The following is a 15,632-nucleotide window of genomic DNA, read 5'->3' as shown; positions in this document are numbered from 1 at the left end:
GATAAGGCCCGACCTCGCAGCGGTTCCATTCGAAAGCCGACCTTGCTTGCGCATTGCGATATCGATCGGACAGAAGCGCTGAAATCGGAGCCTTGTTCAGCGTTGCCCTAGGTTCCGGTTAGGCTCTTCGAGTAGCCCATGCCGTGCAGCGCTCTGCCGATCTCCGGTAGAACGGCAGGGTCTTCGATAGTAGCGGGCGCCTTGTAGACCTGGCCGTCGGCGATCTTCTGCATCGTGCCGCGCAGAATCTTACCGGACCGGGTTTTCGGGAGGCGCTGCACGACCAGGGCGCGCTTAAAGTCCGCCACCGGGCCAATCCGCTCGCGCACCAGTTGCACCACTTCGTTCAAGATATCCTCGTGCGGCCGGTCCACCCCGGCATTTAGACAAAGGAACCCCAGCGGTACTTGACCCTTTAATCCGTCTGCCACGCCGATAACTGCGCATTCGGCGACATCCTTGTGGCTGGCCAGTACTTCTTCCATGGCACCCGTGGACAAACGATGGCCAGCAACGTTGATGATGTCGTCGGTCCGCGCCATGACGTGGACATAGCCGTCCTCGTCGATGAAGCCGGCATCTCCAGTCTGGTAGAAGCCCGGATACTCGTAGAGGTAGGACTTCTTGAAGCGCTCGTCCGCGTTCCACAGAGTCGGAAAAGCTCCCGGCGGCAGCGGAAGCTTCACGCACAAGGTACCAATGTCGCCACGCGGCACTTCCTTCTGCTCTCTGTTCAGCACGCGGACGTCCCAACCGGGCATGGCACGCGTCGCCGAGCCATGCTTGACGGGAAACAGGTACACGCCGAATGGATTTCCGGCTATGGCCCAGCCGGTTTCGGTCTGCCACCAGTGATCGATCACAGGCACTTTCAAGTGATCCTCGGCCCAATGCAGCGTTTCGGGATCAGAGCGCTCGCCCGCTAGGAACAAGGCGCGCAAGTGCGACAGATCATATTTGGTGAGCTGGCTGCCATGAGGGTCCTCGCGCTTGATGGCACGCACTGCTGTAGGGGCCGTGAAGAGCGTCGTGACCTTGTGCTGTGCGATAACCCGCCAAAACGTCCCTGCATCGGGCGTGCCCACGGGCTTGCCTTCAAAGACCACTGTGGTGCAGCCAGCCAGCAATGGACCATAGACGATGTAGGAGTGCCCCACGACCCAGCCTACATCCGACGCCGCCCAGAAGACTTCGCCTGATTGCACGCCGTAGAAGCATTCCATGGACCAGCGAAGAGCAACCGCGTGACCGCCGTTGTCTCGCACCACGCCCTTGGGCTGACCGGTGGTGCCCGAGGTGTAGAGGATATAAAGAGGGTCGGTCGCCTTCACCGGCACACAGGCCGCGGGCTCCGCCGCGGCTACAGCTTCTCGCCAGTCGATGTCTCGGCGATCCACCAAGGCCGCTCGCTCCTGCGGGCGCTGGTAGACAATGACAAAGTCCGGTTTGTGTGCGGATTGTTCGATCGCGGCGTCCAGCATCGGCTTGTACTTGACGACGCGGTTCGGTTCAATGCCGCAGGAGGCGGAAACGATGGCCTTTGGCTTTGCATCATCGATCCGAACTGCGAGTTCCTGTGGCGCGAAGCCACCAAACACCACTGAGTGGACCGCGCCCAGTCTGGCACAGGCAAGCATCGCAATGACCGACTGCGGGATCATCGGCATATAGAGCAACACCCGGTCACCCTTTCCCACTCCGCGAGCCCGCAGCGCGCCGGCGAACCGCGCGACGAGGTCCTGCAGTTCGGCGTAGGTGATGGTCTGGACTACATCAGTGACGGGGCTATCGTAGATGATGGCGGGCTGCCCGCCGAGGCCTGCTTCCACGTGCCGATCTACCGCGTTGTAACAAGTGTTGAGCTCCCCATTCACAAACCAGCGATAGAACGGTGTGTTGTCATCGTCAAGCACCCTGCTACAGGGCTTGTACCAGCTAATGCCTTGCGCAGCATCATCCCAGAAGCCCGAAGGGTCCGCCAGGGAGCGTGCGTACATCGTGTCAAATGGTTCAGAATCGTGCGCAGCCATCTCTCAACTCACGGAAAGTGAAATGCGACTTGACCCTTGCGGGGGCCAGGCTTTTGACATCATGGGACAGCAGTGACTTCACAGCGCGACCACGACCTTGCCGAAGTGGCCTGCGCCGCCCTCAAGATAGTTGAAAGCTGCAGCGCCGTGTTCCAACGGGAAGACCCTGTCCAGGATCGGCTTGATACCGTGGATCTGGATAGCATGATTCATGCGCTCGAACCGCGCTCGCGACCCAACCGCAATGCCTTGAACACGCGCCATGGGCGCCAACAGTTGACGAATCCCGATTTTTGCCTCGTAGCCAGCCACAAATCCCACCACGGCGACAAAACCCCCGAAGGCCACGGTCGCAAGGGATTGCGGCAACGTCGACCCACCGGTTTCCACGACGATGTCGACTCCCCGTCCTCCGGTTACGTGCTTGACCGCCTGCGGCCAATCTGCGCTGGTACGATAGTTGATACCGATATCCGCTCCGAGCGCCTTGGCACGAGCCAGCTTCTCATCGCTTGATGAGGTGATGATGACCGTTGCCCCGGCGGCCTTGGCGAATTGCAACGCAAATAGCGCTACACCGCCTGTACCCTGCACCAACACCGTGTCACCGACCTTGAGGCCACCTTCGGAAAGCGCATTCCATGCGGTGAGGCCGGCGATGGGCAAGGTGCTCGCCTCCGCATCGGTCAAGCCTGCCGGTGCGGCGACGACGTCCTCCGACGGTACAACCAGATAGTCCTGCAACACGCCTTCGAGCGGCGCGCCGAGGGTTCTTTTGGCCCGCATCTCTGGCGTTGGCAAGCCATCGTGCCAACCCTGCGTGTAAGTTGGCGTCACCCTGTCGCCGATTTTCCACCGATCTACGCCCTCGCCGAGCTCGACCACTTCGCCACAGGCATCGGAGCCCGGAACAAACGGCGTCGCCAGCGTGGGATAGTAGTTCTGCGTCAGCACGGCCAGATCTCGATAGTTCAGACTGGCGGCGCGGATACGCAGCAGGATTTCGCCACGGCGCGGCTGGGGCACAGGACGCTGCACGAGCTGCAGCCCATCCAAGGAAAATGCCTGTGCCTGCAAGGCACGCATCGTGACCGGCAAAGCGGCCGATTTCGTTGTCTTTTTCACTGACATACTGCAGTCACTCGATGGTGATTTTGGCTGTTCGGACATACTGGCCCCAGCGATTAATCTCGCCCAAGTAGAAGTCTTGGTAAGCACGCTGGCTCATGTGTTCGACGATGAAGTGCATGTTCGTGGTTTGCTCGACGATCGCGGGCTCCCTAAGGGTGTCCTCGACGGCGTCATGTATGCGCGCGATGACATTCCTCGACATGCCCGCAGGGCCGAAGATGCCGACCCATGGCCCTTTGTCCACGTTGATGCCCGCCTCCTTCAGAGTCGGAGTGTCCGGAAACTCCGGCAGCCGTTGCGGTACCGATACCGTTAGCAGTCGAAGCGCGCCGCTACGGATATGCGGTTCGACGGTGGGCAGCACGTTGATCGAGGAGTCCACTTGCTGCGACAGTTGTGCCTGTAGAAGGGGAGCGGTGCCGTTGTAAGGAACATGCACGAGCTCGACTCCTTTCGCCTGCTTGAGTGCTTCCATCATGAGGTGTCCGGAAGTTGCAATACTCCATGAACCAAAAGTCATGGGGAGCTTTGTGTCCTTCGCCATCTGCAGGAACTGAGTCAGATTCTTGGCCGGGTGCGAGGCGGCCACCACCAAAGCAACAGGAAAATAGCCAAGCGGCGCGACTGCAACGAAGTCCTTCCTGGAATCGTACGGCGCTCTCTTCAATGCATGGGGGGCAATGGTGTGCGACTCCATTCCTCCATAGACGATCGTGTAGCCATCCGGCGAACTACGCGCGGCAGCAACGCTACCGATGGTCCCAATGGCGCCGGGGCGGTTGTCGACGACGATGGGCTGCCCGAGTCGCTTTTGGAGGCTTGGTCCCATGAGACGTACGATCGCATCCCCGCCTCCGCCAGCCGCCCAGGGCACGATGATCCTGATGGGTCGGTTTGGGTACACGCCTTCCTGCGCCAGCGTCGGGAACGCAACCGTCGAGACCATCGCTGCACCTGCGCTTGCGATGAGCTTACGGCGCGTGAACTGTCGGTCATTTATGTCCCTCCCATTGGGCATTTTTTTCGACAATTCGGTCAGCCCGCGGTGAATCCGCCGTCCACCGGCAATGCGATTCCCGACACGAAGGACGCTTCGTCGGACATCAGCCAGAGCGCGGCCGTCGCCATCTCCGATGACTGTGCGATGCGCCGCAGAGGGATGGACTCCAGGAACTTCGAGCGCGCGCTGTCGTTCATGAAGTCCCCCATCATGGGCGTCTCGGTAATGCCGGGGCACAACGCGTTGACGCGGATACCCTCCGGGCCCAATCCCTGGGCCAGGGACTTGACCATTCCGATCACGCCGAACTTGGCGATCGAGTAGATAGGACTGAAGCGCGAGCCAACCAGGCCAGACGTTGAACTTGTCACCAGCACGACGCCATTGCTTCCCTTGCGCAGGAAAGGCACGGCCTCGCCGATCGACGCCAAGGCCGAAGTCACGTTCAGATCCATGCAGCGCCGATAGGCCTCCTCGTCCAGCCCTTCGATACCGTGCGGTCCCGGCATGCCTGCATGGGCCCAGAATCCATCGATACCGCCCATTTGTTGCGCCGCTTCGTGGACGATGCGGCGCGATTCCGATGCACTGGTCAGGTCTGCCACGATGGCGCTGGCCTTTCCGCCTGCGGCTTCGATCGCAGCGACGGTTTTTACTGCATTCTCGGCGTGGTAGTCGACCACACACACGGTGGCACCATGGCGGGTAAAGAGTTCGGCGCCGGCGCGCCCCATGCCCGAGGCCCCTGCTGTGATGACGATGCGCTTGCCGCCCAGTCGCGGCGGATGAACGTTTGATTGCACTGCTGTCTCCGATTGGATGAGAAACAAAACTAAGGGTCAGACCGAGAACACGTCGGGATAGGTCGCGTTTGTACCGACGATGGTCGCGCGGGTCTGGAGGTAGGCGTCCAGCGCCTCCATGCCGTTTTCGCGGCCCAGGCCACTGACCTTGAAGCCGCCATAGGGGATTGACCAGCGCAGGAAGCGGTACGTGTTCACCCAGACGGTCCCCGCCTGGATCTGTGAAGACACGCGGTGAGCACGGCCGAGATCGTTGGTCCAAAGGCCTGCGGTCAACCCATACTCGGTATCGTTCGCGATCGCCACCGCCTCCTCCTCGCTGTCGAAAGGAATCGCCGACACCACCGGGCCGAAGATTTCCTCGCGCGCGATCCGCATCGAGTTGTTCACGTTGCCGAACACCGTCGGCGTCACGTAGTAGCCACCTTCCAGGTCAGACGAAGATACGCGCTGTCCGCCCGCCAGCAGTTGTGCACCCTCTGCCTGGCCGATCCCGATGTATTCCAAGGTCTTGCTGAGCTGGGCCTGGTGGGCCTGCGGCCCCATGTGAGTCGCAGAGTCCTGAGGCCGGCCCACGCGCAGCTTGCTTGCTCGCCGGGCGATCTCCTCGACTACCCGGTCATAGGCTCCACGCTGCACCAGAAGGCGCGACCCCAGTGCGCAACTCTGCCCGCACAACGCGAAGGCACTGTGGGTAGCCGCGTTGATCGCCTGATCCACATTGGCATCATCGAAAATGATGTGCGGCGCCTTGCCGCCACACTCGAAAGAGTAGCGTTTGAGGTTCACAGCGCCCGTCCGCATGATGTCCATCGCCGTCCGGTGCTCACCGGTGAACGAGATCTTGTTGACGCCCGGGTGCGCGGAAAGATGTCGCCCGACTTCCGCGCCAATGCCGCTGACGATGCTGACCACGCCGGGCGGAATGCCTAGATCCTGGATCAGCTTGGCGAACTCGTAGGCGGACACCGGCGTCTGCTCGGCTGATTTAATGACCATCGTGCAGCCAGCGGCCAGCGCGGGGGCAAGTTTCCATGTGACCATCTGCAGCGGGGCGTTCCAAGGCAAAATTGCCCCGACCACGCCAACCGGCACTCGCGTCGTGTACGCGAAGTAGCCATCGTCCACGGGAATGTTCCGCCCCTCCAGCTTGTCCGCCAGGCCGGAAAAGTAATACCAATACTGCGCCAGGCTCTGGACGTTCTTGCGTGCATCGCTCAGCAGCATGCCGTTGTCGCGCGTCTCGATCTGCGCAAGGTGCTCGATGTTGGCCTCGATCACCTCGCCGATCTTGCGCAGCAGGGCCGCGCGTTGTGCCGGGCTCCACTTGCTCCACGGACCGCGCAGTGCGCTGTTAGCGGCGTCCACGGCACGATCCATGTCGCGAGTTCCCGCGAAGACGACTTGTGCCCACACCTGACCGGTAGACGGGTCGATCGAATCGGCCATACGGCCATCGAGCGGAGCAACCCATTCCCCCGCGATGAAAAGTTTGTCTTGCCGGTAAAGATCGTTCGTCTTCATTGTGCTTGCGTTCATGATGTCCTTCATTCGTTTGGATCCATATGACTTACATATGTGTTGGAGAGCGCTACGGGCTCCGTCACTGAAGTTGCGTGGAGCGCTGCGCATCCTTCACGTAGCTGAGTCCACTTGATTCGGTCGCTGGCTTCTTCTTGCCCAGATAGGCGTCGCGTACCCGGGGATCACTGAGCAACGCTTTGGCGCGCCCCGAATGGGTCACTTTTCCGGTGTCGAGGATGTAGGCGCGGTCGGCTACTGCCAGCGCCTGGTTGGCCATCTGCTCGACCAAGAGAATCGTCACCCCCTGGCCTTTGAGCGCAGAGATCACCGAGAAGATTTCCTTGACAATTAGAGGTGCGAGTCCAAGCGAGGGCTCATCAAGCAGCAGCAGCTTTGGCCGGGCCATCAACGCTCGTGCGATTGCAAGCATCTGCTGCTCGCCGCCCGACATAGTGCCCGCCAGTTGACCGCGCCGCTCCTTTAGCCGGGGAAAGATGCGGAATTGCTCGGCGATCTCCGTCGCCAACTCGCCCTCGGCGATGTCGCGGTGATAGGCGCCCAGCATCAGATTGTCATACACAGATTGGTCAGGAAACACCTGGCGGCCCTCCGGAGACTGGGCGATTCCCAGGGGCACACGAAAGTGACCCGGCATCCGAGTGATGTCCTTCCCGCAGAACGCGACGGATCCAGATATCACGGGTTCGAGGCCTGAAATCGCTTTCATGAGTGTGCTCTTGCCCGCGCCATTACCGCCGATGATGGTCACCACCTCACCGGTATTGACCTCCAGAGATACATCTTTCAGAGCCTCGACGGCGCCGTAGTTGACCTTCAGCTTGTCAATCTTCAACATAGCGCTCCTCATACTGCGGCCAGCGGCTGGAGGAATACACTAGGAACGACAAGTTCTTCTTCCGGCTCAGGTTCCCCAAGGTAGGCCGCCAGCACCCGGGGATCTTCCTGGACATGTGCGGGCAGCCCTTCGGCAATCTTTTGGCCATAGTCCAGCACTATGACGTGATCGGAGATCGCCATCACCAGATCCATGTGATGCTCGATCAGAAGCACCGTGACGCCTTTGTCCCGGATCCTGGCAATCACGTGGGTCAGTTCATCGGTCTCCTGCGGATTGAGGCCCGCGGCAGGTTCATCCAGCAACAGCAACTTTGGGTGGGACGCGAGCGCGCGCGCTAGTTCAAGGCGCCGCTGAAGACCATAGGGAAGGCTTCCGGCCCGCTCGTTGGCGTTGTCGCGCAATCCCAGGAAGTCCAGGATGCGCAGTGACTCTTCGCGTGCTCGACGTTCCTCCTGTGCGGCTGTGGAGCGTCCGAACAGGCAATTCCAGAATCCAACGTGCAAGCGCGGATGCAGACCCACAAGCACGTTGTCTAGCACGCTCATGTCGGTAAAGAGCTTGAGGTTCTGAAATGTCCGCGCGATGCCCAACTCACACACCTCGCTGGCCTTCCGCTTGGTGATGTCGACGCCATTGAAATGGATCGAACCCGCGTCTGGCGTGATGATGCCCGATAGTACGTTCAACAGCGTGGTCTTGCCTGCCCCGTTGGGGCCAATCAGCGAATGGACATGGCCCGTCTGCAGCTTGATGTCGACATTGTCGGTCGGCACAACGCCGCCATAGGTCTTGCGCAATCCTTTTGCTTCGAGAAGTGGCCCCTCACCGTGCAGCACTTCGTCACGCACAAGCCGCCACTCTCCCACCACGTTCGGGAGTGCAGCAGGAATATATAGTCGTGGCCACAGACGTCGCCCAATGCCTTGTAACGATCCAGCCAACCCACGCGGCATCGCATACAGCGCAAACAGAAGCAGCGAGCCATAGGTAAAGTGCTGTAGCGAGGGCCACTGCGCAAGGAACGCGTCGAGGAGAGCGAGGACGATGGCACCCACAAGCGGCCCATAGATCGATGCCCCGCCGAACAGCACGATCAGCAAAAAGAAGACCGATAGATTGAAGGTGATGAAGTCCGAATTGATGTACTGGTTCTGCTGAGCCAGCAACGCGCCCGACACAGCGCAGGTCACGGCGCTGATGACGAACGCCAGGACCTTGAAGCGATAGACACTGATGCCCGAGCTCTCGGCCGCGACCTCCGCCGTTTGCACGGCCAGAAAGGCTCGTCCGTACTTTCCGTGGAGCAGCGAACGGATGGCCAGGTGAACCCCCACGCCTAGAACACCAGCGAACCACACCCACTCGCGGGCTGTGAACGAATCGCCGCCCAGCGACGGTGGTACCACACCATAGATTCCGCCCTGTCCGCCGAACACGTCCTGCCATTCCGTGACGATTTTCTCGACCACCACGCCGAAGCCAATGGTGACCATAGCAAGGGAGGGCCCCTTAACGCGCAACGAAGGCAGCGCGATGACGATGCCAAAGATGCCCCCAAACACTGCGCTCGCAGCCAGGGCCAGCCAGGGATTCCAGCCAGCCTTAGCCGTCAGCAGGGCTGCTGCGTACGCGCCGACGGCGAACAGACCCGCATGGCCCAGTGACTTCTGCCCGGTCCAACCTACCAGTACGTTGAGACCCGCCGCTGCCAGGTAGTAGACGCCGATCATGAAGAGGATTCGCAGATAGAACTCGTTGCCAACGACTAGAGGTACCGCGAACAACAGCAACAGCAGCACGGCCAATCCGGCGAGATGAAGACGACTAGTCATCACACCTTCTCCACTTGCCGTTGACCCAATAGCCCCTCGGGCTTGAACACCAGCACCAGGATGATGATCAGAAAGACGCTAATCTCCCGAAGTCCGGCCTGCCAGAGCCCTACCAGGGCTTCCAAGATTCCAAGGATGAATCCGCCGAGCATGCAGCCGCGCGGATTATTCAAGCCACCCAGGATCGCCGCGGAGAATGCCTTCAGAGCCAACGTCATGCCCATGAACACCGACGCTGTGGTTATCGGAGCCACCAACAGTCCGCCCAATCCGGCGAGGCTGGAGCTGATGACGAAGGCAAGGACGACGATCGCAGGCACATTGATGCCCATCAGCGTCGCCGTAGTCTTGTTCTGCGCGACAGCACGAACAGCCTTGCCGATCTTGGTGCTCCGTAGCGTCCAATCGAGCCCAAGCATGATTACCGACGTGACTCCGAGAATGAAAATCTCCTGGGGCAAGACGCCAGCGCCGCCGAGGCGGATCACCTCATCGCCCAGCGGCGACGGGATGGCCATGGAGGTTGGCCCCCAGATCGCCAATGCGGTGTTCTGGATGATGATGCCGAAGCCGATCGTGCTCATCACCCACGCCAACCCAGCGTGTCCGAAGAACGGCCGAACTGCGGTGAAATAGAGCAAAGCACCTAGTAGGCCAAGGACTGCAACGCTGGCCAGCACAGCGACAAGGTACCGCGTCATGGTCACGTCAGCCGGCAGCAATGTGCCCGTAATCCCCTTGCCCGCCAGCAGCAAGACTGTGGACACGCCGACGAAGGCGCCGGCCACCAGAAATTCGCCCTGACCGAAGTTGAAGGTTTTGGTGGTGGTGCTGGTGATGCTAAAACCCAGCGCCACCAACGCATAGATGCTGCCCAGGGCCAGCCCGCTCAGGGTCGCTTGAAAGATGGAAATCAATGTCTTCTCCCGCTTCGTCGGTTGCCGGCTACCGCCCTGTCACACCCTCGCTGCGTCTAAGAGGCTGGTTTACTTCTTCAGATCGCCCGGGGTCAGCGACTTCGTGATGTCGTCTTGGAGTGTGACCACGCGCCCATCCTTCCAACGCCCCAATCGGAAGTCGCTCACGTCCAGCGCCTCATGATTCGTCTTTGTGAAAGGCTTTTGGTAGGTCTTGACGACTCCCGCGACAGGCGAATTCAAATCGTCGAGGGCGATTTGCACCTTGGCGCCATCCGTGGTTCCAGCTTGAGTGATAGCCGCTGCAAGGAGCATGGTCGAGTCATAGGTCTGCGCAGCCGTCACGAAAGTGGCTAGCGCCGGGTACTTTGTTCGCACACGCCCTGCCAACTCGATAGCCTTGGGGTTGCTGTCCTCAGCGGTCGAGGTTGCGAAGATGACGTGCTCAGCAAGCTTCTTACCGGCAATATTGAGCAGAGGGGTGCTCATGTTGCCCCATGTTCCGACGGTCGTCGGGAAGTAGTTGATCTTCTCCATGCTGCGAAGGATTTGCGCATTTGCATCTGCAAGTCCGTAGAGGATCACCGTATCCGCACCAGAGTCTCGGATTTTCGCCAACTGAGAAGTCATATCGGTATCTTTGGGTCCGAACTTCTCGACAGCAGCCGGCTTCATGCCATGCAGATTCAGGATTTCCTCGAGATCCTTTGTGCCCTGCTGCCCGAAACCGGTGGAGTCGGCGATGAAGGCGACCTTCTTGTTCCTGGTAACTTTTACAGCGTACGCAACCAACAGCGCGGCCTGCTCGCGGTCCACCATCGACACACGATAGATGAAGTTCCGTGCATCGTTCTGGTAGCGTCTCGTGATCTCTGTGGCCGTGGCGATCGGAACGATTACTGGAATCTTCTTCTGTTGTGGAATATGCAACCACGCAAGAGCATTGCCCGAGTTCACTGGCCCCAAGACACCCACCACCTTTTCGCTGTCGATCAGCTCAGTCACATTCTGGATCGACTTCGGAGGCTGCCCTTGATCGTCGCGCAGTACCGCCGTGACCTTTCGCCCCAGAAGGCCGCCAGCCTTGTTGATGTCCTCGACCGCGGCTTCCAGTCCATAGCGCCCCGCTACACCAAGCTCGGCAGCTCCAGTGCCAGATTGATCGGCGTTGTAGCCGATACGGATGTCTTGTGCGTGCGCTGTACCAGCGGCCATCAAGGCCATGACTGCAGCTCCCATCAAAGCGGCAGTAATTCTGGCGATTCTCTTGAACATTTTTGTCTCCGTTGGATTCGCTGTCAAAGCGGTTGGTATAGGTTGCCAGTGGACGAAATAAATCTATTTCCGCAGTGCTTGGAGTGGCTCACAGGAACTTTGGAAGAATTCGAGCGTGGGCTGGACGCACTCACGTGGGACAAGGCAAGAACTGAGGCCGACCACAGGCCGTACTCGAGACCCTGGCGCGCTCGTGGCCCATTTGCCTGTTCCGGAAACGCCATTGACAGCAAGCGGATCGACTTCGCGACGCAGCTTCTCTGCTTCACGGCGGTCGAAGGCCTTGAGAGCGATGCGAAGTACCACTTCGTAGGGCTCCGGCGCCGTGGAGGGCGTAGCCTCACGATGCACCGCGTTCACACCGAGGTAGTCGAAACGAATTTCCTGCGCCTGCAAATTCACCTTGACAAAGCGCCGACGCAGCAACTCCTCAGTCATGCGTGCCCGTTCCAGCGCTGAAGGGCCGGCAAAGATGACCATCTCCTCCGTCATATAACCCTCGCGCAGCCCCACTAGCGCCTTCAGCGTCGGGGTGCGGGGCCGGCCAGCCTCGACGATTTGAACCTCGACGCGATCTGGGCTTAGCTGGCGGAAGGACACCTTGGTCATATCGGCCACGCAGTCCGGGCACGTGTAGTTGGCGGGATCGTGCACTTCGTACAGCAACTGCTCCTTGCAAGTGGCTTCCGAAATCAAGCCGCCCGAGCCGGGCAGCTTTGTCAGCACCACACTGTCGGCCGTCACCTCGGCAATAGGATTGCCGACCTCAGCAAGCTCCGGGACATGTTTGTAGCCGGGATCGGCGAAGTACCCACCGCTTACCTGCCCACCGCACTCCATTAGGTGACCGATGATCATGCCGCGCGCCATGCTATGGTGGTCTTCGAAGTCCCAGCCGAATTCATGCGCGAGTGGCGCCAGGTAGACGCAGGCGTCCGCTATGCGCGACGTGATAACTACGTCGGCACCTGCGGCCAAGGCGCGCACCACTGGCTCTGCACCAAGGTAGGCTTCGGCAGAAACGATTCGATGGCGGGAGCTGGCAACGGCGTCGCCCCCTTCGATGAATCTTGTATCTAGGTCGGCAATTCGATCGGTCAGGATCGCTCCCCCGATGGCGGCTACCTTGAGGTTCTTGACGCCGAGTTCCTCCGCAAGCTCAACGACCCTCTTTGCCGCCGCGGCAGGATCCAGCCACCCCTGGTTAGTGATGATGCGAATACCTTTGCGCTTGCAGTCACGAAGGATCGGCTGAAGTCGCTCGACCAGGTACGGGTCGTACGGCGGGGTAGCTGGGTTTTCCATGTGGGCAACTTGCGCCGCGCTCATGGTCACTTCGGACATTGAATCAAAACAGAGATAGTTCAGAGCACCAAGCGCGACCAAGTCCACGGCTGGCTCGAAGCGATCGCGGGACCAACCTGTTGCGGAGCCAAGCCGCACGATCTTGGAGGAAGACATAGACTCCCTCATCGCACACCTTCAGCCTTGCTTGCGCGGCCCTGGTAGCCGTCGGCTACTGTGATAGGCACCTGCAGCATCAACGAGGACAAAGCCTTTCCGGACTCCTCGAAGCCGAGGGTACGAGAGCGGCCGCCTTCCAAAACCTCATCGAGCACGAAATTGAGCGCACCTATGCGAGGCACTTCGTAGCGTTGAATCTCACCCTTGGCAATCGGATCAAAGATTTTTCGCACGGCATCGACGGTGACCTGCTCCAGCAATGTCGAATAGTCCTCCATCTCATATGCTATTACCGATATGGTTGAGCTGTTGCCTTTCTCCCCCGAACGGGAGTGCGCAACCTCGCGCAGCGGAATGGTTTTCATCGAAACACCTTTTTAGTCAATCCAGACAAACGGGACCCAAGCTACTTTCGTCAGCCTCTGACTTGTCAGCAGTCAAACTCGCCAACTCGATCAGCGTGGCTCAATGCCGGAAGCAGGACCGCGCCATCAGAGTTCGAAATGAGGGATCCGACAGCTACGCGATAGTCGATCACTGCGTAGGCACGAGCGTGCATGCACCGTTCGCAGCTTTAGGCTTTTGTGCTGCCAGCGGCTACGGGGGGGATGCCTCGAGTACCTCTAATTCGTCCTTCCGGGACGTGATGACAGCCACCGGGGCCCACAGCAGCCAATGCAGGTTTAGTTCTCGTCCCATGAGCCAACATCCTTCTCTTGCAGCGTGATCGGAGGCAGATGTTAGGAGTGGTGATTACACGCGACAAGTTAAATATTCTTCTTGATTGATCAGACCTGACGATCAATCTTCTGAGCAGATGCCTCAGCTCGGTGGGATGGGAAAAGAGCATGCAATGCGGCGGCCGAAGGCCTGCCGGGTCGCGCCTTACGCTGGTTGACCTCAGGCAACGTGCCCCCAGCGGACGCTCGCGGGGATCAGCCGGCCGTCACTACCACAACGTCGCTCTCTAGGCTGGGTAGCCCGCTTCAGACGCCCTCGCCCGATGCACGGAGCCTCAAGAGAGAACGGGCCCTGAACCCGAATCCTGCTCGTCTGGGTAGCACCCGCGGGAGCGGTGCAAACGACCAGTCATGAAATGTTTTTTCAGCTTTCATGAGAAGTCAAGGGTTTACCCTTACCTTCACTGCCGGCGCTTACTGCAAAACTCACTCCGGCAGAAATTTTGTTTCAATCAAAAACGGAGACCTACATGTTTGTCCTCACTAACAAACTCCAGCGACGCACTTTTGTAGCTTCCGCAGTCGCCCTTGCCGCCGCTGGACTAGGTGCATTGAGCGCGAAGGCCGAACCGCGCAGCTTCGCAACGTTGGCAATGATTGGTGAACCGCAGACGCTGGACCCTGCGGTGTCCACGGCCGACCTTGTTGGAACCATCATCCAACACGTCTATGAAACGCTCTATACCTTCGACGAGAACTTGAAGGTTGTGCCGATGCTGGCTGAGGGAGAGCCGGCAATTAGCCCTGATGGTCGGAGCTATAGCATCACGCTAAGAAAAAACGTGGCGCTGCATAACGGTCGTGAGTTGAACGCGAATGACGTTGTCGCTAGCCTTCAGCGGTGGATAGAGCACTCGCCCCGCGGCAGGGCGGTCGGAAAAGAGGTGGCTCAGATATTTACCAAAGGACCGCTCACCGTCGAGATTGCCCTCAAGCAGCCCTATGCGCCGTTGCTTTCACAGCTTGCATTGCCGAGTGGCATGGCCGCAATAATGGCGAAAGAGTCCATTGCGATGCCACTAAGGGAATTTGTAGGAACCGGCCCTTATGTCTTGAAAGAGCGTAAACCGGATGCCTATGTGCTCCTTGCACGATTCGACCGCTACAGCGCACGCAGGGAAGAGCCGAGCGGCTATGGTGGCAAGCGAGAGGCCCTAATTCAAGAGCTCCGCTTCGTGCCGATTCCAAACGCAAATACTCGAGTTGAAGGGGCGCTTGCCGGACAATACGACTATGCGGATTCGCTCCCGATCGAGGCATTGGGTCGCATAGAAAGAAGTGGCGGCAAGACCTTTCCCATTCTTACGAAATCATTCGGCTTCCCGTATCTCGTATTCAACACGAAAGAGGGCGTCACCTCGAGTCAAGCATTACGGCAGTCGCTCCAGCTTGCAATTGGAGAAAATGAAATGCTGGCCGCAGGCTTTGGTGATCCGCGATTCTTCAATGCCGGCGGAAATCACTTCCCCCAAGGATCACCTTTTTTCTCCACCGCAGGCACTGAACGCTACAACACACAAAATCCCAAGGCGGCGAAAGAAGCTGCGCAAAAAGCCGGATATAAAGGCGAACCGATAAGGATACTCACGAGCCGGCAGTACGACTTTCATTACAACATGATCGTTGTAATGGGGGAACAATTGAAGCGCGCTGGCTTCAAAGTTGAAATAAGTGTCGTCGACTGGGCTACTCTTGTACAAAGACGCAATGATTCAAAGCTCTGGGATCTGTTTCTCAGTCATAGCCCACAGTTCCCTGAGCCGATGCTGTCACCCCCTCAGCTTGGGGACGGCGCTCCGGGCTGGTGGAACACCTCCTCCAAACAATCCGTACTTGCAGCATTCAATCGGGAAGTCGACCCCGCAAAGCGCGGCCCGTTGTGGGGAAAAGTGCAGGAGGCGGTTTATGAGGAAGTGCCATATATCAATATCGGCAGATTCAACAGTCTCTCTGCGCGGGGTGCCGCATTGGAGAACTACAAACCAGCGGTGTGGCCGTTCTTCTGGAACAGCCGGATCAGCAAATAGTTAGCGATAGACAAACATAAGCTCGAGGAA

12 protein-coding genes are annotated in these 15,632 nt (G+C 59.2%); 1 reads left to right on the top strand and 11 read right to left on the bottom strand.

Annotated features, from left to right (window positions below; genetic code table 11):
- Nucleotides 1-107 precede the first annotated feature (107 nt).
- The 11 genes from INQ48_42985 to INQ48_42935 form a co-directional block, all read right to left on the bottom strand.
- The gene (locus INQ48_42985) at nucleotides 108-2,030 is read right to left on the bottom strand and encodes a propionyl-CoA synthetase (GenBank protein ID QRF63392.1); all 1,923 of its coding nucleotides are present in this window, start codon (nucleotides 2,028-2,030) and stop codon (nucleotides 108-110) included.
- Nucleotides 2,031-2,108: 78 nt separating this feature from the next.
- A complete protein-coding gene (locus tag INQ48_42980; GenBank protein QRF63437.1) occupies nucleotides 2,109-3,116 on the bottom strand; it encodes an NAD(P)-dependent alcohol dehydrogenase in 1,008 nt (335 codons plus the stop codon).
- Between the two features lie 52 nt (nucleotides 3,117-3,168).
- Nucleotides 3,169-4,179: a tripartite tricarboxylate transporter substrate binding protein gene (locus INQ48_42975; GenBank protein ID QRF63436.1), complete on the bottom strand. Its 1,011-nt coding sequence runs from the start codon at nucleotides 4,177-4,179 to the stop codon at nucleotides 3,169-3,171.
- 17 nt (nucleotides 4,180-4,196) lie between these two features.
- Nucleotides 4,197-4,895 carry an SDR family oxidoreductase gene (locus INQ48_42970; protein ID QRF63435.1) on the bottom strand — a complete coding sequence of 233 codons (699 nt, stop codon included), beginning with the start codon at nucleotides 4,893-4,895 and terminating at the stop codon, nucleotides 4,197-4,199.
- 105 nt (nucleotides 4,896-5,000) lie between these two features.
- Nucleotides 5,001-6,488: an aldehyde dehydrogenase gene (locus tag INQ48_42965; GenBank protein ID QRF63434.1), complete on the bottom strand. Its 1,488-nt coding sequence runs from the start codon at nucleotides 6,486-6,488 to the stop codon at nucleotides 5,001-5,003.
- Nucleotides 6,489-6,567: 79 nt separating this feature from the next.
- The gene (locus tag INQ48_42960; GenBank protein QRF63391.1) at nucleotides 6,568-7,344 is read right to left on the bottom strand and encodes an ABC transporter ATP-binding protein; all 777 of its coding nucleotides are present in this window, start codon (nucleotides 7,342-7,344) and stop codon (nucleotides 6,568-6,570) included.
- A gap of 8 nt (nucleotides 7,345-7,352) precedes the next feature.
- Nucleotides 7,353-9,179, bottom strand: coding sequence for a branched-chain amino acid ABC transporter ATP-binding protein/permease (locus tag INQ48_42955; GenBank protein QRF63390.1), 1,827 nt, complete (start codon nucleotides 9,177-9,179; stop codon nucleotides 7,353-7,355).
- Nucleotides 9,179-10,057, bottom strand: a complete 879-nt coding sequence (locus INQ48_42950; protein ID QRF63433.1) for a branched-chain amino acid ABC transporter permease — start codon at nucleotides 10,055-10,057, stop codon at nucleotides 9,179-9,181. The genes INQ48_42955 and INQ48_42950 overlap by 1 nt, the downstream gene beginning before the upstream one ends.
- A 108-nt stretch (nucleotides 10,058-10,165) precedes the next feature.
- Nucleotides 10,166-11,371, bottom strand: a complete 1,206-nt coding sequence (locus INQ48_42945) for an ABC transporter substrate-binding protein (GenBank protein QRF63389.1) — start codon at nucleotides 11,369-11,371, stop codon at nucleotides 10,166-10,168.
- 63 nt (nucleotides 11,372-11,434) lie between these two features.
- Nucleotides 11,435-12,832: a DUF1446 domain-containing protein gene (locus INQ48_42940; protein ID QRF63388.1), complete on the bottom strand. Its 1,398-nt coding sequence runs from the start codon at nucleotides 12,830-12,832 to the stop codon at nucleotides 11,435-11,437.
- Between the two features lie 8 nt (nucleotides 12,833-12,840).
- The gene (locus INQ48_42935) at nucleotides 12,841-13,191 is read right to left on the bottom strand and encodes a hypothetical protein (protein ID QRF63432.1); all 351 of its coding nucleotides are present in this window, start codon (nucleotides 13,189-13,191) and stop codon (nucleotides 12,841-12,843) included.
- 854 nt (nucleotides 13,192-14,045) lie between these two features.
- Here INQ48_42935 and INQ48_42930 point away from each other — a divergent pair.
- The gene (locus INQ48_42930; GenBank protein QRF63387.1) at nucleotides 14,046-15,602 is read left to right on the top strand and encodes an ABC transporter substrate-binding protein; all 1,557 of its coding nucleotides are present in this window, start codon (nucleotides 14,046-14,048) and stop codon (nucleotides 15,600-15,602) included.
- The last annotated feature ends 30 nt before the right edge of the window (nucleotides 15,603-15,632 follow it).

This window comes from Variovorax paradoxus (genome assembly GCA_016806145.1).
In the GTDB taxonomy this organism is placed as follows: domain Bacteria; phylum Pseudomonadota; class Gammaproteobacteria; order Burkholderiales; family Burkholderiaceae_C; genus Variovorax.
The sequence above is the reverse complement of the archived record's forward strand: the minus strand, read 5'-3'. Positions and strand labels throughout refer to the sequence as shown.